The 26142-nt window shown below is 59.6% G+C and carries 23 protein-coding genes; 21 read left to right on the top strand and 2 right to left on the bottom strand.

Annotated features, from left to right (window positions below; translation table 11 throughout):
* Positions 1–97: 97 nt before the first annotated feature.
* From UB31_RS37545 to UB31_RS37610, 14 genes are all read left to right on the top strand, one after another.
* A complete protein-coding gene (locus UB31_RS37545) occupies positions 98–667 on the top strand; it encodes a hydrolase (RefSeq protein WP_045006860.1) in 570 nt (189 codons plus the stop codon).
* Positions 664–1788: an AbrB family transcriptional regulator gene (locus UB31_RS37550; protein WP_045006859.1), complete on the top strand. Its 1125-nt coding sequence runs from the start codon at positions 664–666 to the stop codon at positions 1786–1788. Before UB31_RS37545 ends, UB31_RS37550 begins: the two co-directional genes overlap by 4 nt.
* Before the next feature lie 268 nt (positions 1789–2056).
* Positions 2057–3037 (top strand): helix-turn-helix domain-containing protein, encoded by a 981-nt coding sequence (locus UB31_RS37555; protein WP_045006858.1) that lies wholly within the window; start codon positions 2057–2059, stop codon positions 3035–3037.
* A gap of 509 nt (positions 3038–3546) precedes the next feature.
* Positions 3547–4377, top strand: a complete 831-nt coding sequence (locus UB31_RS37560; protein WP_245305559.1) for an NHL repeat-containing protein — start codon at positions 3547–3549, stop codon at positions 4375–4377.
* Between the two features lies 1 nt (position 4378).
* Positions 4379–5356, top strand: coding sequence for a 3-hydroxyacyl-CoA dehydrogenase NAD-binding domain-containing protein (locus tag UB31_RS37565; protein ID WP_045006856.1), 978 nt, complete (start codon positions 4379–4381; stop codon positions 5354–5356).
* A 77-nt stretch (positions 5357–5433) separates the two neighbouring features.
* On the top strand, positions 5434–6654 hold the full coding sequence (locus tag UB31_RS37570; RefSeq protein WP_045006855.1) for an acyl-CoA dehydrogenase family protein: 1221 nt from the start codon (positions 5434–5436) through the stop codon (positions 6652–6654).
* Positions 6655–6766: 112 nt separating this feature from the next.
* Complete coding sequence (locus UB31_RS37575) at positions 6767–7549, top strand: enoyl-CoA hydratase-related protein (RefSeq protein ID WP_245305558.1); 783 nt, start codon at positions 6767–6769, stop codon at positions 7547–7549.
* A gap of 37 nt (positions 7550–7586) precedes the next feature.
* Entirely contained in the window at positions 7587–8813 is a 1227-nt protein-coding gene (locus tag UB31_RS37580) for a CaiB/BaiF CoA transferase family protein (RefSeq protein ID WP_045006853.1), read from the top strand.
* Positions 8814–8889: 76 nt separating this feature from the next.
* On the top strand, positions 8890–9267 hold the full coding sequence (gene sdhD, locus UB31_RS41015) for a succinate dehydrogenase, hydrophobic membrane anchor protein (RefSeq protein WP_082078782.1): 378 nt from the start codon (positions 8890–8892) through the stop codon (positions 9265–9267).
* A 46-nt stretch (positions 9268–9313) separates the two neighbouring features.
* Entirely contained in the window at positions 9314–10273 is a 960-nt protein-coding gene (locus UB31_RS37590) for an alpha/beta fold hydrolase (RefSeq protein WP_082078784.1), read from the top strand.
* 8 nt (positions 10274–10281) lie between these two features.
* Positions 10282–10734: a (2Fe-2S)-binding protein gene (locus UB31_RS37595; protein ID WP_045006852.1), complete on the top strand. Its 453-nt coding sequence runs from the start codon at positions 10282–10284 to the stop codon at positions 10732–10734.
* Positions 10735–10829: 95 nt separating this feature from the next.
* Positions 10830–12881, top strand: coding sequence for a xanthine dehydrogenase family protein molybdopterin-binding subunit (locus UB31_RS37600; RefSeq protein ID WP_245306135.1), 2052 nt, complete (start codon positions 10830–10832; stop codon positions 12879–12881).
* Positions 12878–14170, top strand: coding sequence for a c-type cytochrome (locus UB31_RS37605; RefSeq protein ID WP_045006850.1), 1293 nt, complete (start codon positions 12878–12880; stop codon positions 14168–14170). Before UB31_RS37600 ends, UB31_RS37605 begins: the two co-directional genes overlap by 4 nt.
* A 135-nt stretch (positions 14171–14305) precedes the next feature.
* Complete coding sequence (locus UB31_RS37610) at positions 14306–14872, top strand: carboxymuconolactone decarboxylase family protein (RefSeq protein ID WP_045006849.1); 567 nt, start codon at positions 14306–14308, stop codon at positions 14870–14872.
* Between the two features lie 290 nt (positions 14873–15162).
* Here the strand turns inward: UB31_RS37610 and UB31_RS37615 are convergent, their stop codons facing one another.
* Positions 15163–16494, bottom strand: coding sequence for an NAD(P)/FAD-dependent oxidoreductase (locus UB31_RS37615; protein WP_045006848.1), 1332 nt, complete (start codon positions 16492–16494; stop codon positions 15163–15165).
* Positions 16495–17035: 541 nt separating this feature from the next.
* Between UB31_RS37615 and UB31_RS37620 the strand changes: the two genes are divergently transcribed.
* From UB31_RS37620 to UB31_RS37645, 7 genes are all read left to right on the top strand, one after another.
* The gene (locus UB31_RS37620) at positions 17036–18511 is read left to right on the top strand and encodes a catalase (protein ID WP_045014463.1); all 1476 of its coding nucleotides are present in this window, start codon (positions 17036–17038) and stop codon (positions 18509–18511) included.
* A 143-nt stretch (positions 18512–18654) separates the two neighbouring features.
* The gene (locus UB31_RS42915; protein ID WP_283806043.1) at positions 18655–18783 is read left to right on the top strand and encodes a hypothetical protein; all 129 of its coding nucleotides are present in this window, start codon (positions 18655–18657) and stop codon (positions 18781–18783) included.
* Positions 18784–19685: 902 nt separating this feature from the next.
* Entirely contained in the window at positions 19686–20393 is a 708-nt protein-coding gene (locus UB31_RS37625; RefSeq protein WP_156163264.1) for an ATP-binding protein, read from the top strand.
* Between the two features lie 38 nt (positions 20394–20431).
* A complete protein-coding gene (locus UB31_RS37630; RefSeq protein ID WP_045006846.1) occupies positions 20432–20956 on the top strand; it encodes a flavodoxin domain-containing protein in 525 nt (174 codons plus the stop codon).
* A gap of 3 nt (positions 20957–20959) precedes the next feature.
* Positions 20960–22807, top strand: a complete 1848-nt coding sequence (locus UB31_RS37635) for a 2-oxoacid:acceptor oxidoreductase subunit alpha (protein WP_045006845.1) — start codon at positions 20960–20962, stop codon at positions 22805–22807.
* Positions 22804–23691 carry a thiamine pyrophosphate-dependent enzyme gene (locus tag UB31_RS37640; RefSeq protein ID WP_050044939.1) on the top strand — a complete coding sequence of 296 codons (888 nt, stop codon included), beginning with the start codon at positions 22804–22806 and terminating at the stop codon, positions 23689–23691. Before UB31_RS37635 ends, UB31_RS37640 begins: the two co-directional genes overlap by 4 nt.
* 204 nt (positions 23692–23895) lie before the next feature.
* A complete protein-coding gene (locus UB31_RS37645; RefSeq protein WP_050032114.1) occupies positions 23896–24528 on the top strand; it encodes a PepSY domain-containing protein in 633 nt (210 codons plus the stop codon).
* Positions 24529–25231: 703 nt separating this feature from the next.
* Here UB31_RS37645 and UB31_RS37650 read toward each other — a convergent pair.
* A complete protein-coding gene (locus tag UB31_RS37650; protein ID WP_045014464.1) occupies positions 25232–25942 on the bottom strand; it encodes an FCD domain-containing protein in 711 nt (236 codons plus the stop codon).
* Between the last annotated feature and the right edge of the window lie 200 nt (positions 25943–26142).

Below are 26142 nucleotides of genomic sequence, written 5' to 3' on the forward strand. Positions count from 1 at the left end.
TAATCCTGCTTGAGTATGTCCTCAAATATATAGCGGAACCGCTCCGCGTTGGGCAACAGGCGAAGACAACAAATCTCGAACTCGAAAGGACACTCCGATGATAATTCTTCCCGCCGCTTCGACTGCATTGATCTTGATCGATTTGCAGAAGGGCATCGTCGGAATGCCAACGGCTCCTTATTCTGGCGAAGCGGTGCTCGCCAAAGGAAAAGAGTTGGCTCGGCGCTTCCGGGCCGCTCGGGCACCGGTCATGCTCGTCAATGTCGCCTTCGCTCTCGATTTCAGCGACGCCCTGAAGATGCCGGTCGATCGCCCACCGGCGTTGCCACCCGGCGGCTTGCCGGAAGGTTGGACCGAGCTGGCCGACGGCCTGGCCGAACCGTCCGATCTGACAATCACAAAGCGCCAATGGGGTGCATTCCATGGCACCGAATTGGATCTGCAACTCCGCCGCCGCGGAGTGACCTCGGTGGTGATCGGCGGGATAGCAACCAATATGGGCGTGGAGTCGACCGCCCGGGCGGCGCATGAACACGGCTATGCCGTTGTATTGCCCGAGGACGCCGCCGCAGGCCGGTCGGCCGAGATGCATAGTTTCGCGTTCGAGCAGATTTTCCCGATGCTGGGTCGTGTGGCGAAAGCCGACGATATCGAGTTGCAGAGGTGAGCGAGCCGTCGGCGAAACGGGCTCTCCCGCTGCAACGCTTATCCACGGCGGAACGTTGGGTTGTGCTCATCGCACTATCCGCCGTGGCGGCGGCAGTCCTCCAGTGCGCCCGGCTCCCGGCCGCTGCGATGCTCGGGCCGCTCGCGGCTGCCGCGCTGGTGCAGGCCTCGGGTGGCGCAGTAAGAGTTCCGCGCGTCCTGCTCATAGCAGCGCAGGCGATCATGGGTTGTCTCGTCGCCCGCTCGATCACCTCTTCGATCGTCGGAGGCTTCATCATTCATTGGCCTCTGTTCCTCGGCGTTGTGGCGCTGTCGATCATCGCGAGCGCGGGAGTTGGCTGGGTCATGAGTCGCTTTCGCGTCATTCCTGGCACGACCGCGGTATGGGGCATGCTTCCAGGAGGCGCTCCGGTAATGATGTTGATGGCTGAGGCTTATGGCGCCGATTTTCGGCTCGTCGCCTTCATGCAGTATCTGCGCGTCGTAATGGTGGCGGCCGTAGCCTCCCTGGTTTCGCTGATATTCGTCCCCAGTGGCGGTGGCCGCTTCTCCAGCGGCTATTTCCCGCCGATCAGCCTGCTGGACCTTACGGCGACGGCAATTCTTGCTGTGATCGGCGGTAGCATCGGTCTCGGCCTGCGGATACCGGCCGGCGCGCTTCTTGGTCCGCTGGTGCTCGGAGCGGTGCTCAACGTGTTCGGCTGGGTGAACATCGAGCTGCCCCCTGTCGTCCTTGTCGCCAGCTTCGCGCTCATTGGCTGGAATATTGGATTGCGATTCACCCAAGACGTTCTGGCCGCTGCGGCCCGGGCTCTTCCTCAGTGTCTGGTGGCCATCGTACTGCTGATGGCGTTTTGCGGCATACTCGCTGGGACGCTGACAGCTTTCTTCCACATTGACCCACTTACCGCCTACCTCGCCACCAGCCCCGGTGGCGTCGACGCTGCCGCGATCATCGCTGCCTCTACCAAAGTAGACACACCCTTCGTCATGGCCATGCAAACTGTCAGGATGATCGTGCTGTTGCTCGTTGGTCCTCATATAGCGCGATGGATGGCGAGCACGCTTGAGCCGCGAGCCCCGAACTCCGAGCCAGCCGCGCCACTGGACCAAGGTGACTGAATCAGCAGGAGGATAGCCATGGCGGACGGTCTCCATAGAAATCTGCGTTTGGGTTCTTTTGAGCTTTCAGGCGAAGAGAGAGCGCTTCGGCGCGAAGGTGTGATGCTGCCCCTTGGTAGCGGGGCGCTCGACATCCCAATCTATCTTGCCGAGCCTCCGGGCGAGTCAATGGCAAAGCAGGAACTGCTTGATCGCGTCTGGTCAGTCAGATCAGGGAGCTACAAAATGCGGACCAGCTGTTTGGCCCCCTCGAGCGATTGATTGGGTCATGACCGAGGCTTTTGGACAACGGCTTGGTGAGAGATTTCGAGTCGGGAACGCACCAGCGATCGTCAGCGGAGCATTGCGTACAGGTGATATCGCGGTCACGGAAATTCGATGCGATAATCCGCTGCCGGAGATGACCGGTCCGATTCAGCGTGAAGATGCGTTTGTCGTCGGTTTGAAACTCCGTGATTTTCCCGCTCACAAATATTGGGAGGATGGCCGACTGACGCCAGTGTGCGACTTGCGGGCTGGCGAGAGTTGTCTCCATGACCTGAAACGGGCTCCCACCGTTCTCCTCGATCAGCCCTATCACACTTTGGTATTCTATCTGCCGCGCGCGGCGCTTGACGCGATCGCTGACGAGGCCAACGCGCCGCGAATTCGCGATCTGAGCTATCAGCCCGGTGCGGGCGTCAACGACGTCACGATTTCCGGCCTGGGACGCTTGCTGCTGCCCGCCCTCAGCCATCCGGACCAAGCTAACCCTTTGTTTATCGACCACGTCTTGCTGGCGGTCGGGGTGCATGTCGCTCAGACCTATGGAGGCATGCGGCCAATGTCGCGGCTGACCCGGGGTGGGCTCGCGCCATGGCAGGAGCGACGCGCGAAGGATATTCTGCGCGCCAACATCAAGCGCCGTGTGACGCTCAAGGAGGTGGCGCGAGAGTGCGGCATGTCAGTGGGCTATTTTTCGCACGCCTTTCGTCGCACGCTGGGAGTGGCGCCGCACAAATGGCTCACTGAGCAGCGCATCGAGCTATCCAAGGAAAAGCTGCGCGATAACGGGATGTCGCTATCGGATGTGGCCGCGGAGTGCGGCTTCAGCGACCAAAGCCACCTCACGCGAATTTTCAGACAGGCGGTTGGCGTAAGTCCGGGCGCGTGGCGTCGGGTTCTCAGGACCGTTCAAGAAAGCGGATCGGGCAATATCGAGCGCGATCCCAGTGATCCGAATGATCCAACGGCAGGCCCGCGCGCATAGGCCGGGCGCCTCATCGACCTGGATGCGACCCTGCTGGTGGGCTCGCAACAGTTCGAACCAGCCCATGATATAGACAAGTAAGCCCTCGAAAAAGATCTCCAGAGCCGCGAGAGGACGTTACTCGCGACCGGCAAAGAGGCCGATTGGTGCGCCCCCAATCAACGCTGAGCGGGAGTTCGCGGTTGTTGGACCGTGGCGCTAGAATTCCGCCAACGGTCGCGCGAACCGTTTCAACTGCTGCACTCGACCCGGTTCGCGATTGCTCTTAGAGCGTCGTGTTCTTCAGAAGTGAAGTTGGAAGCAGAACCGTTCCAGAGACGACAGTCTGATCAAAGATAATCATCGGCCTGCGCGGCATGATCACGATCGAGCTTTGAGTTAGCACGATCCCGATCGCAAAGAGGTACGACATGTCGAGGCCGCTACTGAAATCGTCTCAAGACGCTGTTGCGAGGGCGGCTATCCAACGCCTTTTTGTTCTTGAGCTGAATGCCGGCCGCATTCACTCGATGAATACCGATGGCTCCGACCGTCAGACCATCGTGTCGGGTTGCCATTTACCCGACGGCATCGTCGTCGACGTTGACGCTGGCCATATCTACTGGACCAACATGGGCATCCCGAGCCTGAACGACGGCTCGGTCGAGCGGGCCGACATCGACGGCAAGAACCGCAAGACAATCGTCGCGCAAGGAGATACCCACAGCCCGAAGCAGATCATCCTCGATAAGAAGGCTGGCAAGCTCTATTGGTGCGACCGCGAGGGCATGCGCGTCATGCGCTGCAATCTCGACGGCACCAAGCTGGAGACGCTCATCGAAGCAGGCCGTGGCGAGGCTGACAGCCGTGATGCGACACGCTGGTGCGTTGGGCTGACGATCGACCCGAAGTTTGGACATCTCTACTGGAGCCAGAAAGGCCCAGACAATGCCGGGCTCGGCCGTATCTTCCGCGCCAATGTCGAAATCCCCGCCGGCCATACCGTAGCCACCCGGTCCGACATCGAGATCTTCTACGACGGCCTGCCGGAGCCGATCGATCTCGAGCTCGACCACAAGAATCGGATCCTCTACTGGACCGACCGCGGTGACCCTCCGCGCGGCAACACGGTGAACCGGGCCTCGATCGACGACAAGCCTGTCGAGCCGGAGATCGTGATGACCCACCTCATGGAGGGGATCGGTATCGCGCTCGACGTTCCAAACGACCGCATGTTCGTTACCGATTTCGCCGGCTCAGTTTTCTCCGCACGGCTCGATGGATCCAGTGAAAAAAATGTCCTCGAAGCCCAGGGCAACCTCACCGGCATCGCATATGCCGAAATACCGAAGGTGAAGTGACATGTCGCAAAACAAGCCTATTCGTCGAGTTGCCATCATCGGCACGGGTGTCATCGGCGCAAGCTGGGCCTCACTCTTCCTTGCCAAAGGCCTTGACGTAGTGGCGACAGACGTTGCGCCGGGCGCGGAAGCGGCATTGAAGCGCTTTGTCGCCGCGGCCTGGCCGGCACTGCGGCGGCTTGGCCTCGCACCCGGCGCTTCCCAGAACAGGCTGGGATTCACCGCGGCCCTGCCGGATGCTGTCAAGGATGCCGATCTGGTCCAGGAAAACGGACCTGAGAAGATCGAGTTCAAGAAAACGCTCTATCGTCAGCTGGATGAATTACTGCATCCCAGCGTCATCATCGCCTCAAGTTCGTCGGGCTTGACGATGAGCGAGATCCAGTCGGCGTGCGAGATGCATCCTGAACGCTGCGTGATCGGCCATCCGTTCAATCCTCCCCACTTGATCCCGCTGGTTGAGATAGTCGGCGGGGCAAAGACCTCGGAAGCCACGATCCGGCGCGCAGCAGAATTCTACACCTCGATCGGGCAACGGACGGTGCGCGTCAACAAGGAGATGCCTGGCCACGTCGCCAACCGCCTGCAGGCCGCACTGGCACGCGAGGTCTACTACCTTGTCGCCGAGGGTGTCGTGAGCGCCGCCGACGTCGACACCGCCCTGTCTTGGGGCCCGGGCCTGCGCTGGGGCATCATGGGCAACATGATGCTCAACCACCTCGGCGGCGGTCCGGGCGGCATCGAGCACTTCTTCCAGCAGTTCGCCGGCCCGATGACAGCTTGGTGGAAGACCCTCGGCTCGCCGGCGCTAACGCCGGACGTGCAAAAGACGCTCATCGACAGCGTCCATGCCGAGGTCGGATCGCGTTCGATCGACGAACTCGCAGCGGAACGCGATGAAGTCTTGCTCGGGTTGCTTGAGTTACGCAACAGGGTTGCCGAGTCGAGCCAAGCGAAAGTGACGGCGACAGTCGCCTGAGACCAGGCGCCGCGGCGAGATCAATCATAAATCCTTCGACTATTCCGATTTTCAACCCACAGCATCAGGAGTACCAAATGTCCACCACAACCGCAGCAAGCAAGACCTTCGCGTCGAAGCCGGTCCCCCTACCGAACGCCGACTTCTATCAGCTGATCGAGATGCTCACGCCCGAGGAGAAAGCGGTCGTCACAAGAGTGCGGACCTATATGCAGACCAAGGTCCAGCCGATCATCAACAAGTACTGGTCCGATGACGCGTTTCCGTTCGAACTGCTGCCTTCGTTCAAGGAAATCGGCATCGGCGGGCTCGGCTACGAGGGTTACGGCTGCGCCGGCGGCAGCCAGAAACTGTACGGCTTCGTCACGATGGAGATCGCGCGCGTCGACGCGTCGATCTGCACGTTCTGGGGCGTCCACAGCGGCTTGGCGATGGGCTCGATCTATCTCGATGGCTCCGAGGAGCAGAAGCAGAAATGGCTGCCGCAAATGGCCCGTTACGAAAAGATCGGGTGTTTCGGGTTGACCGAGCCGCTGGTTGGTTCGGGAGCGAGCGGCGGGCTGACCACGACCGCCAAGCGCGAGGGCGACGCCTGGATTCTCAATGGCCAGAAGCGGTGGATCGGGAATTCGACTTGGTGCGACGTTTCGATCATCTGGGCGCGGGATCTGGCGGACAATCAGGTCAAGGGCTTTATCGTCGAGAACAAGTCGACGCCAGGCTTCAGCGTCGAGAAGATCGAGCACAAGATTGCGCTCAAGGTGGTCCAGAACGGACAGATCACCCTCAAGGACGTACGTGTGCCCGAAGCGAACCGCCTGCAGGGTGGCAATTCATTCCGCGATACCGCACGCGTGCTCCGGATGACGCGGTACATGGTCGGTTGGGCGTCGACCGGAATCCAGATGGGCGCATTCGAAGCAACCCTCAAATACGCCCAGGAACGACTGCAATTCGGCAAGCCGATCGCGTCGTTCCAGATGATTCAGGATCTGCTCGCAAAGATGCTCGCCAATCTGACCGCGTGCCAGTGCTTGATGCTCCGGCTGGCGCAGCTCGATGACGAAGGCAAGCTCGACGATCATCATGCGGCGCTGGCGAAGGCGTTCTGTACGGCGAAATCGCGCGAGACGGTCGCATGGGGCCGCGAGATCCTGGGCGGCAACGGCATCGTTGCCGACTACAACCTCGCGCGCTTTTTCGCCGATGCCGAGGCGCTGTACTCCTACGAGGGCACCTATCAGATGCAAAATCTGATCGTCGGCAAAGCGATCACCGGCCACGGCGCCTTCGTGTGACATTCCAGCGGCCGGCGCTCGGAGGCCGGCCGTCCCCGGTCAAGGAGACATGATTATGATTTCGCAAGCTGCATCGTCTGTAACCGTATCCAACCCATTGCCCAGGGCGGCCTTGGCCCTTGCGAACGTTCAGTACGAGAAAAAGGGGGCGATCGCCTACGTCACGGTCAATCGGCCCAAGGTGCTCAACGCGCTCAACACCCCGACTTGGACCGATTTGCGGGCCGCTTTCGAGGATGCGAAGGCCGACGCTTCCGTGCACGGTGTGATCCTCACCGGCGCTGGTGACAAGGCTTTCATCGCCGGTGCCGACATCAGTGAACTCGCGCATGTCGATGCCTATGAAGCGGAAAAGTCCAGCCGCTTTGGGCAAGACGTCCTCGATCTGATCGAAAATCTCGGCAAACCCGTGATCGCGGCGGTCAATGGTTTTGTGCTTGGCGGCGGCTGCGAGACCGCGATGGCCTGCACCATCAGGATCGCAGCGGAGCACGCCAAATTCGGGCAACCCGAGGTCAAGCTGGGCCTGTTGCCCGGCGGCGGCGGAACGCAGCGTTTGCCGCGCCTAGTGGGAAAAGGTCGTGCGTTACAGCTAATCCTCACGGGCGAAACGATTTCTGCGCAGGAGGCCTATCGCATCGGCCTCGTTAACGAAGTCGTTCCGGCCGCCAGCCTGATTGAGCGTGCCGAGACGATCCTGAAGCAGATCGCGGCCAATGCTCCGATCGCCGTGAAGTTCTCGCTGGAAGCCGCCAACAAGGGGCTGGAGACGAGCCAAGGCGAAGGCCTCGCGCTGGAAGCCTCCTTCTTCGGCATCTGCGCCGCCACCGAAGACAAGAAGGAAGGCACTGCTGCCTTCCTCGAGAAACGTGCACCGCAGTTCCACGGTCGCTGAAGCGACCGCCGCACACGGCGATCTAGAAAGGACGACTATGACAAGCGACAATATTTTCTCTGGACTGAAAGTGGTGGATCTGGCGAGCTTTATCGCAGGCCCGAGCGCCGCGGTTATCCTGTCGGATTTCGGCGCTGACGTCATCAAGGTGGAGCCACCGCACGGCGACCTGTGGCGAATCGCGAACCACCTGCCACCGCAGCCAGTCGCCGAGGATGCCTACCCCTGGCACCTCGCCAATCGCAACAAGCGGGGTATGGCGCTTGATCTAAAGTCGCCGAGCGCCCATCAGGTTCTCGAAAAGCTCGTCAAATGGGCCGACGTTCTCATCGTCAATACACCGCACCCGGCGCGCAAGAAATTGAAACTCGAATATGAAGATGTGGTGGGGTGGAACCCGCGCCTGATCTACGCCGACGTCACGGGCTTCGGCGACAAGGGACCGGATGCGGATCTCCCCGGCTTCGACATCACGTCGTACTGGGCCCGCAGTGGGTTGCTGTCGATGACGCGCGATGCCGGAGCGCCGCCGACCTGGCCGGTGGCCGGCAGTGGTGACAATGCCACCGCCGTAGGGCTCTATTCGGCAATCGTCACGGCCTTGTATCGTCGCGAGCGCACGGGGGAAGGTGCGCGCGTCACGACCTCGCTGCTTGCCGAAGGCGTGTGGTCCGCCAGTGTCTCGATCCAGGCAGCGCTGTGCGGTGCGAAATTCTTCGGGCTTCACGATCGCAAGAACCCTGCGAATGCGGCGATGAACGTCTGGCGCGCCAAGGATGACACCTGGTTCGTTCTCCTCATCACGCCCGACAAGCTGGCAGCCGTCGCCAAGGCCATCGGCCGTCCGGACCTTTTGACTGATCCCCGTTTCTCCGATCCGGCGAAGCTGATGGCGAATATGCCGCAGCTCACCGCGATCCTCGACGAGATCTTCAGGGCCGAGCCGATGGCCCATTGGTACGAGGTGTTCAATGGTGCCCATGTGACGTTCGGAGCCGTGCGAGGACCGCAAGAGGTGATCAATGATCCCCAGCTCCAGGCGAACGACATCATCGTTCCGCTCAATGGCGCCGGCGGCAAGCTGACCTCCACTATCAGCAGCCCGCTTCAGGTGCATGGCGTCGCCAAGGTGCCCGCGAAGCGCGCCCCAAAGATTGGAGAACACAACGAGGAAGTTCTCCGGCAGCTCGGATTCAGCGTGGCCGAAATCGACGGTTTCCATGCGAGCGGTGCCATTCCGAAAGCAAAGGGACACGCGGCCTAGCGTGACGACACTGTCGGGGGCGGCGAGGGAGCCGCCCCGGCAGCCATTACCTGGTTCTTTGGTCTAGGAGACCTCGATGACAAAGGCCACCTCTCGATCGGATAAGACGGAATTGCGCGACGAGGTGGTGTCCCGCCGTGTCCGCCAGTTCGGCAGTGCGCGCGATGGGTTGCGCGAATGGGGATTGCAGCGCTTGACGGCGATCGCGGTCATCCCGCTGAGCCTGTATTTCGCCGCATCGGTCCTGTCGCTCGCGACGTCAGACCGAAAAGCTGCATCCGACTGGCTTTCGTTGCCTGTACTAGCCTTGGTCGTAATCCTCGTCGTTCTTGCGTTGATCACACACGAACTGATCGGCGTTCGCGCGGTTGTTCTCAATTATGTGCACGCGCGCACCCGCCCTGGTAGCCGAGCCCGTCTGATCGATCATCCAACCCCCGCAAATCAAGCGTAGTACGATGGCAATCCGAAAACCTAGCGCCCCCGGAGGAACGAGATCGATGATCGCCATCCGTCGAGCCACGTGCCATGCAAACGGCATCCGCCAATTCTACCTGGAGGCGGGGTCCGGCCCGCCTGTGGTCCTCTTACGTGGCTTTCCGGAGACCAGCTTCGGCTGGCGTTTCCAGATTCCGGCGCTTGCCACACGCTATCGCGTGATCGTTCCGGACCTGCGTGGATACGGCGAGACCGACAAGCCGTCGAGAGGCTACGACCAGAGGACAATGGCCAACGACATCGTCGAGCTCTTGAAGACGCTCGGCGTTGGGCGTGTCGCACTGGTTGGGCACGATCGCGGCGCGCGGGTCGCGACTCGCCTTGCCAAGGACCACCCGGATGTTGTCGATCGCCTGGTCGTCATGGACAATGTTCCGACCCGCATCGTCGCGCGCGAAATGAACGCGAAGGTCGCCCGCGAATACTGGTTCTTCACGTTCCACCAGATTCTTGATCTGCCGGAGGCGTTGATCGCTGGACGCGAGGACATCTGGCTTCGTCACTTCTTTTCCGACTGGTGCCACGATCCGATGACGATCTCCGGCGAAGCGTTCGAGACCTATGTGAAAGCCTACAGCGCCCCCGGCGCCGTACGGGGCGCGATGTCCGACTATCGTGCCAGTGCAGAAGACGTCGCGCAGGACCTCGAGGATGCCGAGCGGAAGATCGGGTGCCCCGTGCTTTCGCTTTGGGGCGCGGATTTCGGTGCCGTCGGCCGCCTATTCGACATGAAGGCGGTCTGGAGCGAGATGGCAGAAAACCTCTCAGTAGCTCCGATCGAACGCTGCGGCCATCTTCCGCAGGAGGAGCAACCGGAAGCCGTCAACAGGCTGCTTCTCGACTTTCTCGACGGATGGGCCGGTCGAACCGCAGCGCGGATACAGCAAGAACATCCAATGCGTGTTGAACTCAGACAAGAAAAGGTCTTCCCCACTGGACAATGCTCCGTCCGCATCGACTGAGAGGACAAATGATATCGCTCAACATCAACGGGCGCGACTATTCCGTGCAGGCTCCCGATGACATGCCATTACTCTGGGTTCTGCGCGATCTCCTGAACCTCAAGGGGACAAAATTCGGATGCGGAATCGCGCAATGCGGCGCTTGTACCGTGCATGTGGACGGCCGGCCCGTTCGATCCTGCATGTTGCCGGCCGCGAACGTCGGCCCGCGCGAGGTGACGACAATCGAGGCCATCGGGCAAAAGGACAGCGGGCGCAGGATTCAACAGGCATGGCTCGAACTCGAGGTCGTCCAATGCGGCTACTGCCAGTCGGGCCAGATCATGGCCGCGGCGGCTCTCATCGAGCGCAATCCCGCTCCCGACGATGCTGAGATCGATGCGGCGATGGCCGGAAATATCTGTCGTTGCGCGACCTACGCGCGCATACGCGCCGCGATCAAGTCGGCCTCCCGCAAATGACCGGGCACCTGTCGATTTCCCGTCGCCAGTTGATCGTAGGCGGCCTCATGGTCGCCTTCGCCTCTAGCGCCCGGGCAAGAGCCGCAACGTCCGAAGTGACAAGTCCGAGCGCGATCGGCGGTTTCGTTCGCATCTCGCCGGAGGGAGGCATATCGCTGGTGATGCCGAGTGTCGAGATGGGTCAGGGTATCTACACCGCGGAAGCGGCTTTGCTGGCCGAGGAACTCGACGTCCGCCTCGACCAGATCGTGGCGTTTGCCGCTCCTCCCGACGGATCGCTTTACGCGCAGCCTCTCTTCAAGGCTCAGATGACGGGTGGGTCCACCTCGATCCGCGGGTTCTGGACCCCTCTTCGGCAGGCGGGGGCGGCCGCGCGATCCATGCTCGTTGCCGCGGCGGCGCAGGCTTGGGGAGTGCATCCGAACGAATGCTCCACGAAGGATGGCACGATCCTGCATTCATCGACGGGCCGCGTCCTAAAATATGAAGAGGTCGCTGAATCGGCCGCGACCCTGCCGATGCCCGAAGATCCGAAGCTGAAGTCGCGCGAAGAGTTTAGGATCATCGGCAAATCCCAACGTCGGATCGATACGTCGGCCAAGGTGAACGGGAGCGCGGTCTACGGGATCGATGTGATGGTCGATGGAATGAAGACCGCGGCCGTGGCGATCAGCCCCGTGGACGGAGGCAGGCTGAAATCGGTCGATGACAACCGTGCGCGAAAGATCCCGGGCGTCATCGACGTCTTGCGCATCGACGACGCGGTCGCAGTGGTCGGCGAACACTATTGGGTCGCTCGCGCCGGCGTTGAGGCACTGGATATCGATTGGGAGCTGGGACCGAACACGAAACTGACCACCGCATCGATCCGCGCCGAAGCCGTCAAAGCGGCCGACGAGGGGACGCCGATCAAGGCTCTCGAACGCGGTGACGTCGAGACTAGCTTCAAGAATGCGACGAAGCGGGTGACCGCCGAATACGAACTTCCGTTTCTGGCTCACGCGACAATGGAGCCGATCAATACGACCGTTCATGTCCGTCCCAATGGTTGCGATATCTGGGTCGGCACTCAGACGCCCGTGGTAGCCCAGAAGCATGCGGCCAGGATCACGGGACTTCCGGTCGACAAGGTGGCCTTGCACAATCATCTCATCGGAGGTGGATTCGGGCGCAGACTCCAGGCTGATACGATCGAGCAGGCCGTTCATTTTGCCAAGCAGGTCCCCTATCCCCTGAAGATCATCTGGACGCGCGAGCAGGATATCCGGCACGATCGCTTCCGCCCCTGTTATCTCGACAGGATAGCAGCTGGTCTGGACGAGCAAGGCCGGCCCCTGGTCTGGACCCATCGCACCATATCGGGAACGGTCAGGCGTTATTTCGCTGAAGACGGCTGGCCGGAAGGAAAGCTCGACAAGGATGCCGTCGATGGCGCTTGGGACAGCCCCTATGCGTTCCCAGCCATCAGGGTCGACTGGGTCAGGCACGATCCGCCAGTCAAGCTGAACTGGTGGCGCGGCGTCGGCCCTACGCACAACGTCTTCGTGGTCGAGAGCTTCCTGGACGAGTTGGCGCATACCGCAGGACAGGATCCGATCGCCTACAGGCGGGCGTTGCTCGATGCCAATCCGCGCGCAATGGCCGTGCTGGACAAGGTTGCCGACGCCGCCGGCTGGCATAAGTCGTTGGAGCCAAGGTCCGGGCGCGGGGTGTCGCTGCATCAGAACTTCGGAAGCTACGCCGCTCTGGTCATCGAAGTCGCGGTGGCTATCTCAGGCGAGATTTCGCTGAATAAGATCGTGGCCGCCGTCGACTGTGGCATCCAGATCAATCCCGATACGATCCGTGCGCAGATCGAAGGCGGTGTCCTGTTCGGACTGTCGGCCGCCCTGTTCAACGGCATTACCTTCGACGAAGGACGGGTCGAACAGGGCAACTTCAACGATTACCGACAACTTCGCATCAACGAGACGCCGCCGATCGAGGTCCACCTCCTGGAAAGTAACGAGAGTCCCGGTGGCCTCGGCGAGGTAGGAACGGTGTCTGCGGCCCCAGCACTCGGGAATGCAATCTTCGCAGCAACCGGGGTCCGCATCCGCCGCCTGCCGATCGACCGAAGCCTGCTTTCCAAACGGGAGAACGCATGAAGCGCATCCTTGTCGCTGTATGCGCTCTCGGTGTCGTCATCGCGATCGTGGCCGCATGCTTTTTCTTTTGGCCCGCCTCGATCGAAGCGGTCCAAGCTACGCAGGCGCAACCAACTGGATACGCACTCGTTGCAAAAGGCGAGTATCTGACCAAAGCGGCCGATTGCGTCGCCTGCCACACCGCTCCGGGAGGGCAGCCGTTTGCCGGTGGTCGCGCCTTCAGGCTTCCGTTTGGAACGATCTACTCGAGCAATATCACGCCGGACGGGGAAACAGGGATTGGCAGATGGAGCGATGCGGAATTCGTAAGAGCCGTGCACAGGGGAATCGGGAAGAACGGAGAGGATCTCTATCCTGCCTTTCCGTACACAGCCTATGCCCTTCTTTCGACCGACGACGTCCTTGCCATCCGTGCCTACCTTTCAACTGTGCGACCAGTGTCACTGCGGAACACCGACAACACACTCGTTTTCCCATTCAACCAGCGGTACTCGCTGAGAGCCTGGAAGCTCCTGTTTGTGCCGACCAGGCCATGGGAGCCGTCCACGGCTCACGACGCGCCGTGGAATCGTGGAGCGTACCTTGCCGAAGCGCTCGCGCATTGCGGCGAATGCCATACACCCCGCAATCTGATGTTCGCGACAAAGAGAGGCAGGAAGTACGCCGGGGCGGTCGTTGACGGATGGAAGGCCTACAACATCACGTCTGACCGTGAGAGCGGCATAGGTGCTTGGTCCGACGCCGACATAGCGCAGTATCTATCCTCCGGGCACGCGCCCGCGCGCGGCAGCGCCGGAGGTGGGATGGGAGAGGCAATCGATCTCAGTCTTCGTCATCTCTCCTCCGAAGACATCGCAGCGCTGACCCGATATCTGAGATCCATTCCGGCACAACCATCGGAGCTCGCGGTCCGGATCGATCATCATCCGGCCACGTTGAACCGTGCCACGGCCTGGTCGCCGGGACCGGATCGCAACGAAAGTATCGGGTTTCAGATTTTCGCGTCGGCTTGCGCCAGTTGCCACGGCTGGGACGGAGCCGGTCAACAGACGGAACACGCAGAATTTCTCGGCTCACCCGCGGTGAACGACCCGTCGGGCGTCAATCTCGTCCGCGTCGTGCTCGAAGGGGTCAAGATCGGGTCGCACAGGGGCGACAACTTGATGCCTTCGTTCGCCGCTGCCTATTCCGACGCGGAGATCGCTGCCGTCAGTAATTATGTCATAGGGCATTTCGGCGGCAAGCAAGGCAAGGTTACGGCGGCCGACGTTCGTGCCGCCCGCAACTAAGAAGTCGCTCGAATTCGAACTCGCCTTGAGCAGGAAAGCTAGGACACCACGATGAGAATGATCCTGTCCACGCCCGTCGGGATGCAGAGCTACCTGCCGCCGGGTGTGAGTATGATCCTGTAAGGAGTAACGCTCATGCGTTTGCCGTTCATTCCGCCGGCCGAACTCTCGCCGGAACAGAAGCTGCTCTACGACGATATGAAGGCCGGCATTGCCGCGAAATACAGCACCTTCAAGACCATGCGACCGGACGGGGCGATACTCGGGCCATGGAGCGCATGGCTGCATGATCCCGATCTTGGTCACGCGCTCTGGGGCGCCACAAAAGGAATGACGCGATTCCGGCACTTGCCGGAAATGGTTCGGCAGATCGTGATCCTTACGGTAGGTGCAAGGTTCGGCGCGGCCTATGAGATCTACGCACACGGCGCTGTCGCTCTGGCGAATGGAATGAGTGCCGAGCGCCTCGCAACCATTGCCGCGGGTCTTCGACCGGCGGACCTGACGAGCGAGGAGGCAATTGGCTACGACATGGCTAGCGCGTTATTGGGCGGCGGCATGCTGGCGTCACCGATCTGGGAACGCGCCATCGCCGTCTTCGGTGGGGAGGGAACCCGCGAGATCGTATACCTTGTCGGACACTATTGCTTCATTTCAATGACACTGAACGGCTTTGCGATTTCCGTCCCTGACGACGAGTAGCGGTGCTGGCGGGGGCCTCTTTCGCAATTGGTGAAGAGGCTGCCGAAATCAGCAATTGGCTCCGGTCGCTCTTTGGGCGTATGACGCGCTTCGTATCGATACCGCTCTCCAATTCCGGGGACGGCTGTTAAGCTTTCCAAAGACCACCCTGGGGCCTAGCGTTCTCTCCGTGGCAGGGCTAAGCCCCCGAAGTGGCGTAAGGTGACGCTTGTGGTTCAATATTGAAGCACAGGGCTATCCCAAACCAGCTTAAAGCATCCGGCAGTGATGACCACCGGGCCTGACCACGACTATGAGGCGGACGACCGCGATCCTTCGGAAATCAACCGTGAGCTCCGCTGCCCCGACAGATAAGACCAGAGCCATTGCGTTTGGACGCGGAACCGGTTTTGAAGTTGCGGCAGGGATAGTATGTGCAACGCGGCCCACACCAGCCAGGTCAGAAAGCCGCTGCTACGCAAATGGCCGGACTCGAGGATGGCGAAGTTCTTGCCAACCACCGCCATATTGCCCTTGTTGCGGTATCGAAACGGTCGACCATCCTTGCGCCCTCTGACACGGTTCGCGATGACATGCCCGACAAATCGGCCCTGTTGAATGGCTGCCTGCGCCACTCCGGGGACGGGGTTCCCATCCTGGGTCATCGTGGCCGCATCTCCCGCGACAAAGACATTGGGCGCCTCAGGGATGTCCATGAAAGCGCCGACGAAGGCGCGCCCAGCGCGGTCCATTTTCGTCCCCAGCATTTTTATGACAGGCGAGGCGCTGACGCCTGCCGTCCAAAGCACGGTGGCGCTCGGAATGCGGTTGCCGGCCGCGATCACGCCCTGGTCGTCAACCTTCTCGACCTTTACGCCCGTCGAAACTTCAACGCCGAGCTTGCTTAGTCGCCTTGCTGCCTTTCGTGACAGAGATTCTGAAAAGGTCGGAAGAATACGCGCGCCTCCGTCCAGTAGCAGAATTCGGCTCTTGGCGGGGTCGATCTTGCGGAAGTTGTTGCGCAGAGTCACCGAGGCCAGTTGAGCGATCGAAGCGGCAAGCTCGACGCCGGTTGGGCCGGCACCCACCAACACGAAGGTCATTTGGCGCGCGCGCTCCTTCTCATCATCGGTGGATTCCGCCAATTCAAACGCACTCAGGATCCTGGTCCGGATCGTCTCAGCGTCGTTGAGGCTCTTGAGACCTGGCGCAAAGCGCGCGAACTCGTCATGACCAAAATAGCTCGGATGCATTCCGGCGGCGATCACGAGGAAGTCGTACTCGAGTTTCAGAGAACCTATTCCCGGGCAATATACGTCGACGGTCCGCGTTCCCGAGTTGATGCCCTTAACCTCGGCCAGCAATACGCTGAGATTCTTCTGTTTCGCCTCGAGCTGCCGGATTGGCGCCGCTATCTCGGATGGCGCCAAGACAGCGGTGGCGACTTGGTACAGGAGCGGCTGGAAAATATGATGATTGCGCCGATCGATCAGCGTTATTTCGACATTGGCTCGCTTGAGCGCGCGTGCAGCCGCGATGCCGGCGAAGCCTCCGCCGACGATCAGGACGCGTTTCTTATCTAAGACCGCCTTTGTTGCCGGCGGCTCTTCTTGCGGAAGCGATTCGGTCAGAACTGTCGTCATGGAAACTCCTTCGATCCGAAGGCGACTCGGTCTCTGCTATGGATATGGGAAGTGTGACGGCTCTTCTTGAACGACGCTGCGGTGCATGGAACGTTCACGCCGTTTTCATGTTCGCGTCGATCGCAAGCGCTTGAACAGTGGGCGCTTACGGATCAGCCCCATGGTCGTAGCCATAACAATCAGGGAGCCGTGATGCCGTTCGCTACGGTGCTCGTCAGCAGAATCGGGCGCCCAACCGGCTATCGCGAGCTCCGCACCGATCTGCCTTGGGGAGAGCTTATGTGGCCCGCTTGTTGCCTGCGCGAACTATCCTGAAAATCGTGCGGTTGCCCCGCGCGTCTATAGATCCGAATTCGTCAGCTGACAGTTTTGAGCATGATTGGCGCTAATCCCGCAGTAGCGTTCAATCGCAACTGGTAGCGAGAAGGCATATTGGGTGCCGGCTTCGAGACGCTGTTCCAACTCAACACGACAGCTCTCGTTCTAGATGATGAAGCATTGAGCACTCGGCACGTCCAACTCTGTCCACCGGAGCCTACCCTTGAGCGACCTATCCAAACGATCGCCGTTGGCCCATGCATCCGGCACCCCAGTCACGGATAATTTCAACATTCAGACCGCGGGGCCGCGCGGTCCCGCCCTGCTGCAGGATGTCTGGCTGATCGAGAAGCTCGCCCATTTCGCCCGCGAAGTGATCCCCGAGCGCCGCATGCACGCCAAGGGTTCCGGCGCCCACGGTACCTTCACCGTCACGCATGACATCACGCGCTACACCAAGGCCAGGATGTTCTCCGAGATCGGCAAACAGACCCCGATGTTCGCTCGCTTCTCGACGGTTGCGGGCGAGCGTGGCGCCGCTGATGCCGAGCGCGATATCCGCGGCTTTGCCCTGAAATTCTATACTGAAGAGGGCAACTGGGACGTCGTCGGCAACAACACGCCGGTGTTTTTCTTCCGCGATCCGCTGCGCTTTCCCGATCTCAATCACGCCATCAAGCGCGATCCGCGCACCGGCATGCGTAACGCCGACAACAACTTGGACTTCTGGACGCTGCTCCCTGAAGCACTGCATCAGGTCACAATCGTCATGAGCGATCGAGGCATTCCGAGAAGCCTCCGTCACATGCATGGCTTCGGCAGCCACGCGTACAGCTTCCTCAATGTCGCGAACGAGCGCATCTGGGTCAAATTCCACTTCTGTACCCAGCAGGGCATCCAGAATCTGACGGATGCGGAAGCCGAAGCCCTCGTCGGCAAGGATCGCGAAAGCCACCAGCGCGATCTGTTCGAAAATATCGAGGCCGGCAATTTCCCGCGCTGGACCCTGTTCATCCAGGTGATGACAGACGCGCAGGCGAAGGCATTCCCATTCAATCCTTTCGACCTGACCAAGGTCTGGCCAAAGGGCGACTTTCCGCTGATCGAGGTTGGATATTTCGAACTCAACCGGAACCCCGAGAACGTCTTCGCCGAAGTCGAACAGGCAGCGTTCTCTCCCGCCAACATCGTGCCGGGCATCAGCTACTCGCCGGATAAGATGCTGCAGGGGCGGCTCTTCTCCTATGGAGATGCACAGCGCTACCGCCTGGGCGTCAATCATCATCACATCCCGGTCAACGCGCCAAAATGCCCGTTCCACAGCTATCATCGCGACGGCGCCATGCGCACTGACGGCAATCTCGGCGGAACTGTTACCTACTTCCCCAATAGCCTGGGCGAGTGGGTTGACCAGCCGCAGCTGAACGAGCCGGCGCTGGAACTCGGAGGCGCCGCAGCACATTGGGACCATCGTGTCGATGACGATCACTACCAGCAGCCAGGCGACCTTTTTCGCAAGATGACTCCTGCCCAGCAGCAAATACTGTTCGACAATACGGCTCGTCAGGTCGGCTCCGCTGCCAAGCAGATTCAGGAGCGTCATGTCGCTAACTGCGCCAAGGCAGATCCTGCCTACGGCGCGGGCATCGCGAAGGCGCTGGGCATCGATTTGAAATCGAACATGATAGCGGCGGAGTAGCCTCGCCCTCCGCGCCGACGGCACTCACCGGCTCCCCCAGCCGCGTACCGATACCGTCGTAGAAAAAGGGTCGTGCGACGCGGCGAGTCAACGAAAGTAAAGTCGGCTGCATCGGCGCGAACGGACAGTGCACAGGAGACGATATGAGGAGCGTATTGAGCCTGGCTACATTCGCCATCGTGGTGCTGTGCTTCGTGGCGTTCGTGAGCAAAGTAAGGCCAGTTCCCATCATTGCAGCGCCCTCGCTGATCGAGCAGACGCAGGCTCAGTGATGCGTCCGACGATTCGGGTATCTCCCAAAGGACAATCGAGAGTTCTAATCGAGAGCGATAAGGAGTGCCCGTAGCCCGCTATTTTATCTTCGTCGGAAGCACGCTTGCGGCTTTGTTACTCATCTCCAGCCGGTTTCTGCCGAACCCACCAGCGGCGTTCGCTGATCAGTCCGTCGCCGTCGATAGAGCGGTTATCCGGATCAAGTCCGCCCACAAATGGCCGGAGAAGGTCATCTTTGACACCAGTCAGCTGACCATCACACCTCCCGTTGTCACGGACGCTCTCACGATCCAGTCGTCGAGTCCGCTACCGTCTGTCAATTCGCTGGATCATTCGAATCTTGAAGCCACGGGCTTGCTAAAGCCAGACACACAGCCGGTCGCCATCAATCATCCAACCCTGCAATCCAAGCACCGCGTGGAAAGGACCACTCGACCGAGGCGCTTAGCGAGGGGTCCTGTTACACACCGCCGAATAGTAACGAGCAGGGACTGTTGCCAGTTCGGGTGGGTTGATGGCGGTCAAACAAGCTCGAATGCTATGCCGCCCAAGCGGGCTGCGTCGTCATGGCCCTTGGATTGACGCGCGATCGATCGGCAGAACTTGAAAGACGACGGATTTCGACAGGTGGGCACGGAAGTGAGCATCAACCATCCAAATAAATCAGCAACGTACAAGACCGACAGAAGTACATCCGTTATTCCTTACAGCATCAAGAGGCGACGAAATCCCGAGATTGTCTTTGACGCGATTGAGGCCGAGTTGGAGCGTCGCGGCGCCGAGCTATGAGGGCTGCTGTCCGAAACCATTCGCTGCGAGAGCTGTTTGGAAAGGCATTACGATCCAAACGAAATCGTGGAGAACGCTTTTGGTCAGAGACAACAACTCGTTGGAGCACGAAATGACCGAGCGCGTCGCACAGTTGCCGGATCCCGACGGATCGTTGCTTCTTCGCGAGTTGGATCACAGAGTGAAAAACGAATTAACGTCCGCGATATGCGCAGTTTCAGCCAAAGCGGTGCAGTCCGATAGTGCCGCGGTCAAGGCCGCGCTGTTCGACGTCGTGGACTTCCTACATCAATGGGCCGACGTTCATCGCGCGCTGCACATGCCAGATCAAAGGCGCCTCACCGATGCCGCAAGCTACCTCCAGCAGCTTTGCTTCGCCATGACGAAATACCGACTGGATTGCCTGGCAATACGCGTCTTGTATTCAGCGGATGATCTGAGGCTTGAAGGAGAGCGCTGCTGGAAGCTCGGACTGATTGTATCCGAGCTACTGACCAATGTGGCACGACATGTAGAATTCGGAGCTAATCATCCAGAATTGCGAGTGAAGTTGATGCTTGTAGGCGACGTCGTAAGGTGCGGGGTCTCTGACAATGGGTCGGCACCTGAACCCATCCGGCGCGGCCGAGGGCTTACGATCGTCAGCGAGTTGGCTAGCAGTCTGGGGGGCCGCGTTCATACGTCTTGCGCCGCCGAAGGATCCTCCTTCCTTCTCACCTTTCCGTTGACTGAGGCCGAGAAGCGTGCCGCCGGCGCGACCCATGATGTTTTGAAGCAGAAAAAGATGGGCCGCCCACGGCGGCTGGAGGCGTCAAGATAAGTCGGCCGGGAACCGTCACTGGAAAGCGGAGGTAACTCTTGAACAACATTGCCAATCCCGCGGGAGCGGTCCTACAGTTCGCTCAGCGTCGACTCCTTCATATCGTCTTTGCCTCCACCAGCGGTCACACGGAGTACGTGGTGGGTGCGCTGATCGATTCCTTGAAGAACAGCGTCCTAGGTTGGGAGATCGAGGCAACGACGGCCGAGAAAGCGCAACCACAGGATTTGCTGAGCGTTGATGTTCTCCTGCTTGCCTCCGCGACCTGGAATACAGGGGGCATCGAGGGACAATTGAATCCGCATATGTCGGTGCTGCTCCAAGACAAGGCGCAGACTCTGGATTTGGCCGGAAAACCGTGTGCATGCATCGGACTCGGGGACCACCGATACTTTTACACGGCTCGGGCGGCGGATCATTTGGACCACTACGTTGAGGCCCACTATGGCCGGCTGATCGTTCCAACGCTTAAAATCATAGACGAGCCCTACGGCCAGGAGGAGACCATAGGAACCTGGGGCAAACAGTTGGTTGATGTCTTGAATCCGGCAGATCGGTGTTAGGCGATGCCCCGCATCTCTCTCAAAATCGTCGGCGCTTCGGGACAGGGAATAAATTCCATTGGCGCGATCATCGCTAAGGGTCTCAAAAGATCCGGCTACTGCGTGTTTGGCTACCGCGAGTATCCCTCCCTGATAAAGGGCGGGCACGCTAGCTATCAACTGGACGTCTCGAATGAACGCATTTGCAGTACCGAAACGAAAGTGGACGTGCTTGTCGCGCTGAACCATCACGGCCTCGAGCTGAACATGGAGGAGCTGAAACAGGGCGGGATCGTGCTGCACGTGACGCCCGGGTGGCAGTTTCCGGAGCACCATCGGAAGCTGATCGCGGAGCGAAGCCTTCGCATCATCTATTTCCCGGTTGATGATATGCTCAATCGCCTCGGCGCAAGGGCAATTCTGTCGAATGTGCTGCTGACCGCCTTTGTCTGGTCCATGCTGGACCAGGATATCGATGCCCTCAAGTCCCTCGTCGGAGAGACGTTTGCGAAGAAGAAAGCTCTCCTCGAATTGAACATACGATGTATCGATGAGGGATATTCTTTTGTCGATCCCGAGCAGGGGGCGATCTCCGTCGCTTTGCCGCCGCCTGACAAAGGCTTCGCCGGCCACCTCCTTATTACCGGCAGTCAAGCAATGGGACTAGGCGCGGTTCATGCCGGGGTGAGGCTCTATGCCGGCTACCCGATGACACCCTCCAGCCCGCTGCTGTCATTCATCGCCGAGCTCGAAAACAAGACCCACATGGTGGTCAAGCAGGCGGAAGACGAAATCACCGCGGCCCAGATCGTGAGTGGGGCGATGTACATGGGAACGCGCGCGCTTACCGCCACCTCCGGCGTCGGATTTGATCTTATGAGCGAGACACTGTCGCTGAATGCCATGATCGAGAACCCGACGGTGTTTGTGCTGGCACAACGCCCTGGTCCGGCCACCGGCCTGCCGACCTGGACGGCTCAAGGAAGTCTCTTACAGGCCGCGAACTGCTCTGCCGGTGAATTCACGCGCTGCGTAATCTCGGTGAGCAACAGCCAGGATGCCTTCGACTTGATGCCGGTCGCATTCAACCTGGCGGAGCAGTACCAGATCAGTGTCATTGTCCTCACCGACAAGCAGATCGCCGAGGCGCTGTACACGCAACATCCTTACGATCAGGAAAAGACTGAAATTGATCGTGGCAGGCTCGTCGTCGATCCCGAGAAGCTGAAACTCCTGAAATCTTCTGATCGATTTAACCCGCACGCCCAGGGCGGCGTTTCGTTGCGATGGCTTCCCGGCAGCCGCGCGGCGACCTATTGCGCGCAAGGTGATGAACACAATTCCATCGGCGCGGTGGATGAGTCCAGTCTCAACACAAAGTTGCAGATAGAGAAGAGGCTGCGGAAGTGTCACGGATTAAAGGCAGGGCTTCCCGCACCTCACTTGAGTATCGGCGGTCGCAGCGTAGAGACGAGCGACTGGATTGATACAGGCGACGAAATCGAGTTGCTCGCGATCGGCTGGGGAAGCACCGGTGACGTGTTTCAGGACGTCATGCGCAGCGATGAACTGCGAGGGCGGAAGATCGCGTATCTGCACTTCACGTATCTCTGGCCGCTCCGCACCCAGGAGCTTCAGAGACTGGCAAAGCGGTCGAAACACATCGTCCTGGTCGAGCAGAACTATCAGGGGCAATTGGGCATGCTGATCAGAATGGAATGCGGCCTGGATATCCCGGATAAAATTCTCAAGTACGATGGTCGACCATTTTTCTACGATGAGCTTCTGTCATCGGTGATTGAGAGATGTGCGAGCACCTCGGAAAACGAAAAGACGTCTCCCGGTTTAGAACATGCGGGTAGCCCATCATGAATATCGCTCTGCAGACCCAGCCGCCCGCTCTTTCCGACTACTATTCGGAGACCAAATGCATCTGGTGTGACGGCTGCGGCAACTACGGCATTTGGACGGCCGTGAAGTATTCCCTGGTAGAACTGAATTTGTATCCTTGGCAGGTTTGCCTTTGCTACGATGTCGGCTGTAACGGCAACGGCTCGGACAAGATTGAGGGCTACCGCTTCCACGGGCTCCACGGTCGGGTCATCCCGTTTGCGGCAGGCGCGAAGCTTGCAAACATGAAGGTTCCGGTCATCGCCTTCGGCGGTGACGGCGCGACTTTCTCGGAAGGTATCGGGCATTTGATCCATGGCGTGAGGAGCAATTATCCCATCACGTTCGTCCTGCACAACAATACAAACTTCGGGCTAACGACCGGGCAGGCGAGTTCGCTCACGCCACAGGGCCAGGCCATGAACACAAGCCCCAACGGGATCCCCGAGCACACGTTGGCGAGCATGGACCTGGTTTTCTCACTCAATCCCACGTTCGTTGCCCGTGGCTTCAGCGGCGACATCAAACTGATGACTCGTATTCTCAAAGCCGCCATTCAGCACCGCGGCTTTGCCTTCGTCGAGATGCTCCAGGCGTGCCCGACATACAATCACTTCGCGACGCACGAGTATCTGTTGGACAGGTACTTCGATGCAAATGCCGATGGTCACGACCCGGGCAATCTGCAGCAGGCGAGGGCGCTCGCTACGCAGGTTCAGGATCGCATCGCCTGCGGCATTCTCTATCAACGCAGAGACGCTCCCGACTTCTATAGTCGGTTAATTCCGCGACAAGGCGTAGAGACGACCTGTGTGGAGGAGGTGCGGAGGTATGATGTAAGCGAGTATTGGAAGGAATTGGTGTAAGCAAATCCCACCGTTGGGAGCGCGGCGGCGCGAGCGCGGGCATCGGCGTCTCACCGTGACCGGGACCCGCGCCGCGCCAACGATTGGAAAATCCGCAAAGCAGTCTTTGTGTCGGTTAATGGCTTATGGTTGGAACGGCATCATCCTGCTGGCCAGCGTCTCTCTTCAGCAAACCGTTCCTCGTCGATCTAAATGAGTGGGGCAATGTCAAAGAAGCAATTAGTCGTAGCCCTAATATCGCTTCTAATCTGCGCACCCTCCTATGCCGGCGCCACGCCGGATGGCGAAACCGGCGCGGCTCAAGAACAGGATGCAACGAGCAATGAGCTCGCCGAAGAGGCGATAAGCCGTGAACTTAAGTTGTTCCGAGGCGCGGAAGTATCATTGCGCCAAGCGCTGAAGATAGCTGACAGCCTTCACCCCGGCTCGAGGATCGTCGATGTCAGTTTTGATGGCGGCTCCGGCTCATCCGTTTATCGCGTGAAGATGTTTCGGCAGGATCGCATTTGGGAAGATACTATCGACGCCAAAACGGGGCAGGTTGCGGGCAATGCTAGAGTATTATCCATGAGTGAGGTGAACCTGGAGGATCGCCTCAACTTGATCGCTATGCAATCTGTCCGGCAAGAGCTTGCAGATGCAGTCTCTGTCGCTGAGGATAACACGTCAGGAAAGGCGGTCAGCGGCGGACTGGTGAGCGAAGCCGGCAAGTTGAATTTTGTGATCGTGGTTCTGTCCGGCACCAATCTCAAGCAGGTCCTGCTCGAACCGCCCAGTGCCATCAACCCAGAAACGCTTCCACGTCATTCAATGTCGTCAAGGGTCAAGCCGCACTGACGGCAACCGAGTGTTGGCTTTCCATTCGTTTCCGTTCCCACGATAGCCTCCGGGCCGCTGGCCAGCTAAAAGACTGCACAGGAGCCGCGGCCAATGTCGGCCTCTTAGCCGTGGGCTTAAGTTCCGCCCCACCCCTGGTTGTTTCAGAGAACTTGTCGCTTTTAGCGCCCGCCTCTCGGCGGAGCGAACGAACGCAGATCCTTGAGCTTCAGCCCAAGGAGCGCCCAAGAATGGCCATGAACAAAAGTGGAAAATAGTCGGGGACAAAGGCCGAAAAGTTGCGCAATTTCAAGCCTACGCTCTGAAGGCAATCCGTTCAGGACGCAGAGGTCGCAGGTGTTGAAGGCGCGGCCGAGCAATTTACAGTTGGTCTGTAACCTATTGATTTCGATAGCGCTATTACGGTAGCCTTTTACATCTAAGTATTTGTAATTGCTTCTGAAAAATGAGACTCTTAATCAGCGGGTCCCAGGTTCGAGCCCTGGTGCGCCCACCAAATAAGATCAATCATTGCGGACGCTTCTGAATCAGAGCGGACCTTTTGGTTGGAAGGCCGGTCTGATCCGTTCTGAAGGCTGGTCGAGAGCCGGGCTCGAATTGCTCTCAAATTCCGAGATACGCCGCTTGGACTTGTTTGCTGTTTGCAAGCTCGTCGTTTTTTCCCTGCATGGTCACGCGCCCGCTCTCCAGCACGTAAGCGCGGTCAACCAGAGACGGCGCGCGGCTTTGCGGATTTCGGCGCCTGCTCGCGCTCGGACAACGAAGAGTCGAGGATGACGCTTGCGGTCTTTTGCAAATGTTCGTTCATCAGCGCGACTGCGCGTTTACTGTCCCGCGCCAAAGCGGCCTCTGCAATCTCGCGATGCTCCCTGTCGAGGTCCCTTTCCACCTTGGAAAAGGGGCCCGAAAACCAGCGGTAGCGTTCAGAGTGATTGAAAAGCATCTCCCGCAAATGAAGGAGCCAGGGGCTGTCGCATCCCGCCGCGAGGACTTCATGGAAAATCTCGTGAGCCTTCGCATATTCGTTGCTGTAGCGGCGCGCGGCCTTATCTGCCCATACCGGCGTGTGCGATAGGCGATGCAGTGCCGCGACGACCTGCGACTGCCACTCGATACCACCCTTCTCGATGGCCCCCTGAAGGCACAGCCCCTCGATGTTGCACCGAACGTTTGTGAGGTCGCGAAGGGCTTCGATGGACAATGGCGCGACACGAAAACCTCGCTGAGGTTCGCTGACGACAAACCCTTCCGATGCGAGACGTGAAAGGGCCTCACGGACGGCGCTCGAGCCGACCGCAAAGCGACGGCACAAGTCATCGATCTTCAGCTTCTCTCCGGGAGCAAAGCGGCACGCGAGCAGTTCGGACCGAAGCTCCACATAGGCTCCTTGGGTCAGGCTTGTCGGCGATTCCATGATTTTCTCCGATAACACGCGCGATGCCACAAGTCAGCCATAATATGCACGCTTTTAGAATTATGCATATTCCATTGTAATATGCATTTTATATGTTATGGTGAGTTCGCACTTGGAGGAAACGCCCCGCGCGTTTCATCGCTTACGAAAGAAACGGAAGCCGCAACCTCGCAGCGGCCGATCAAGACGGGATCAGAGCG

It is taken from the genome of Bradyrhizobium sp. LTSP849, assembly GCF_000938255.1.
Classification (GTDB): domain Bacteria; phylum Pseudomonadota; class Alphaproteobacteria; order Rhizobiales; family Xanthobacteraceae; genus Bradyrhizobium.

Coding starts and splice junctions, on each gene's coding strand:
- UB31_RS37565 (WP_045006856.1), top strand. CDS start 4,379: ATGTCGCAAAACAAGCCTATTCGTCGAGTTGCCATCATCGGCACGGGT.
- UB31_RS42915 (WP_283806043.1), top strand. CDS start 18,655: ATGAGGAGCGTATTGAGCCTGGCTACATTCGCCATCGTGGTGCTGTGC.
- UB31_RS37645 (WP_050032114.1), top strand. CDS start 23,896: ATGTCAAAGAAGCAATTAGTCGTAGCCCTAATATCGCTTCTAATCTGC.
- UB31_RS37650 (WP_045014464.1), bottom strand. CDS start 25,942: ATGGAATCGCCGACAAGCCTGACCCAAGGAGCCTATGTGGAGCTTCGG.
- UB31_RS37595 (WP_045006852.1), top strand. CDS start 10,282: ATGATATCGCTCAACATCAACGGGCGCGACTATTCCGTGCAGGCTCCC.
- UB31_RS37570 (WP_045006855.1), top strand. CDS start 5,434: ATGTCCACCACAACCGCAGCAAGCAAGACCTTCGCGTCGAAGCCGGTC.
- UB31_RS37640 (WP_050044939.1), top strand. CDS start 22,804: ATGAATATCGCTCTGCAGACCCAGCCGCCCGCTCTTTCCGACTACTAT.
- UB31_RS37625 (WP_156163264.1), top strand. CDS start 19,686: ATGACCGAGCGCGTCGCACAGTTGCCGGATCCCGACGGATCGTTGCTT.
- UB31_RS37580 (WP_045006853.1), top strand. CDS start 7,587: ATGACAAGCGACAATATTTTCTCTGGACTGAAAGTGGTGGATCTGGCG.
- UB31_RS37615 (WP_045006848.1), bottom strand. CDS start 16,494: ATGACGACAGTTCTGACCGAATCGCTTCCGCAAGAAGAGCCGCCGGCA.
- UB31_RS37555 (WP_045006858.1), top strand. CDS start 2,057: ATGACCGAGGCTTTTGGACAACGGCTTGGTGAGAGATTTCGAGTCGGG.
- UB31_RS37635 (WP_045006845.1), top strand. CDS start 20,960: ATGCCCCGCATCTCTCTCAAAATCGTCGGCGCTTCGGGACAGGGAATA.
- UB31_RS37560 (WP_245305559.1), top strand. CDS start 3,547: ATGAATACCGATGGCTCCGACCGTCAGACCATCGTGTCGGGTTGCCAT.
- UB31_RS37545 (WP_045006860.1), top strand. CDS start 98: ATGATAATTCTTCCCGCCGCTTCGACTGCATTGATCTTGATCGATTTG.
- UB31_RS37610 (WP_045006849.1), top strand. CDS start 14,306: ATGCGTTTGCCGTTCATTCCGCCGGCCGAACTCTCGCCGGAACAGAAG.
- sdhD (WP_082078782.1), top strand. CDS start 8,890: ATGACAAAGGCCACCTCTCGATCGGATAAGACGGAATTGCGCGACGAG.
- UB31_RS37590 (WP_082078784.1), top strand. CDS start 9,314: ATGATCGCCATCCGTCGAGCCACGTGCCATGCAAACGGCATCCGCCAA.
- UB31_RS37605 (WP_045006850.1), top strand. CDS start 12,878: ATGAAGCGCATCCTTGTCGCTGTATGCGCTCTCGGTGTCGTCATCGCG.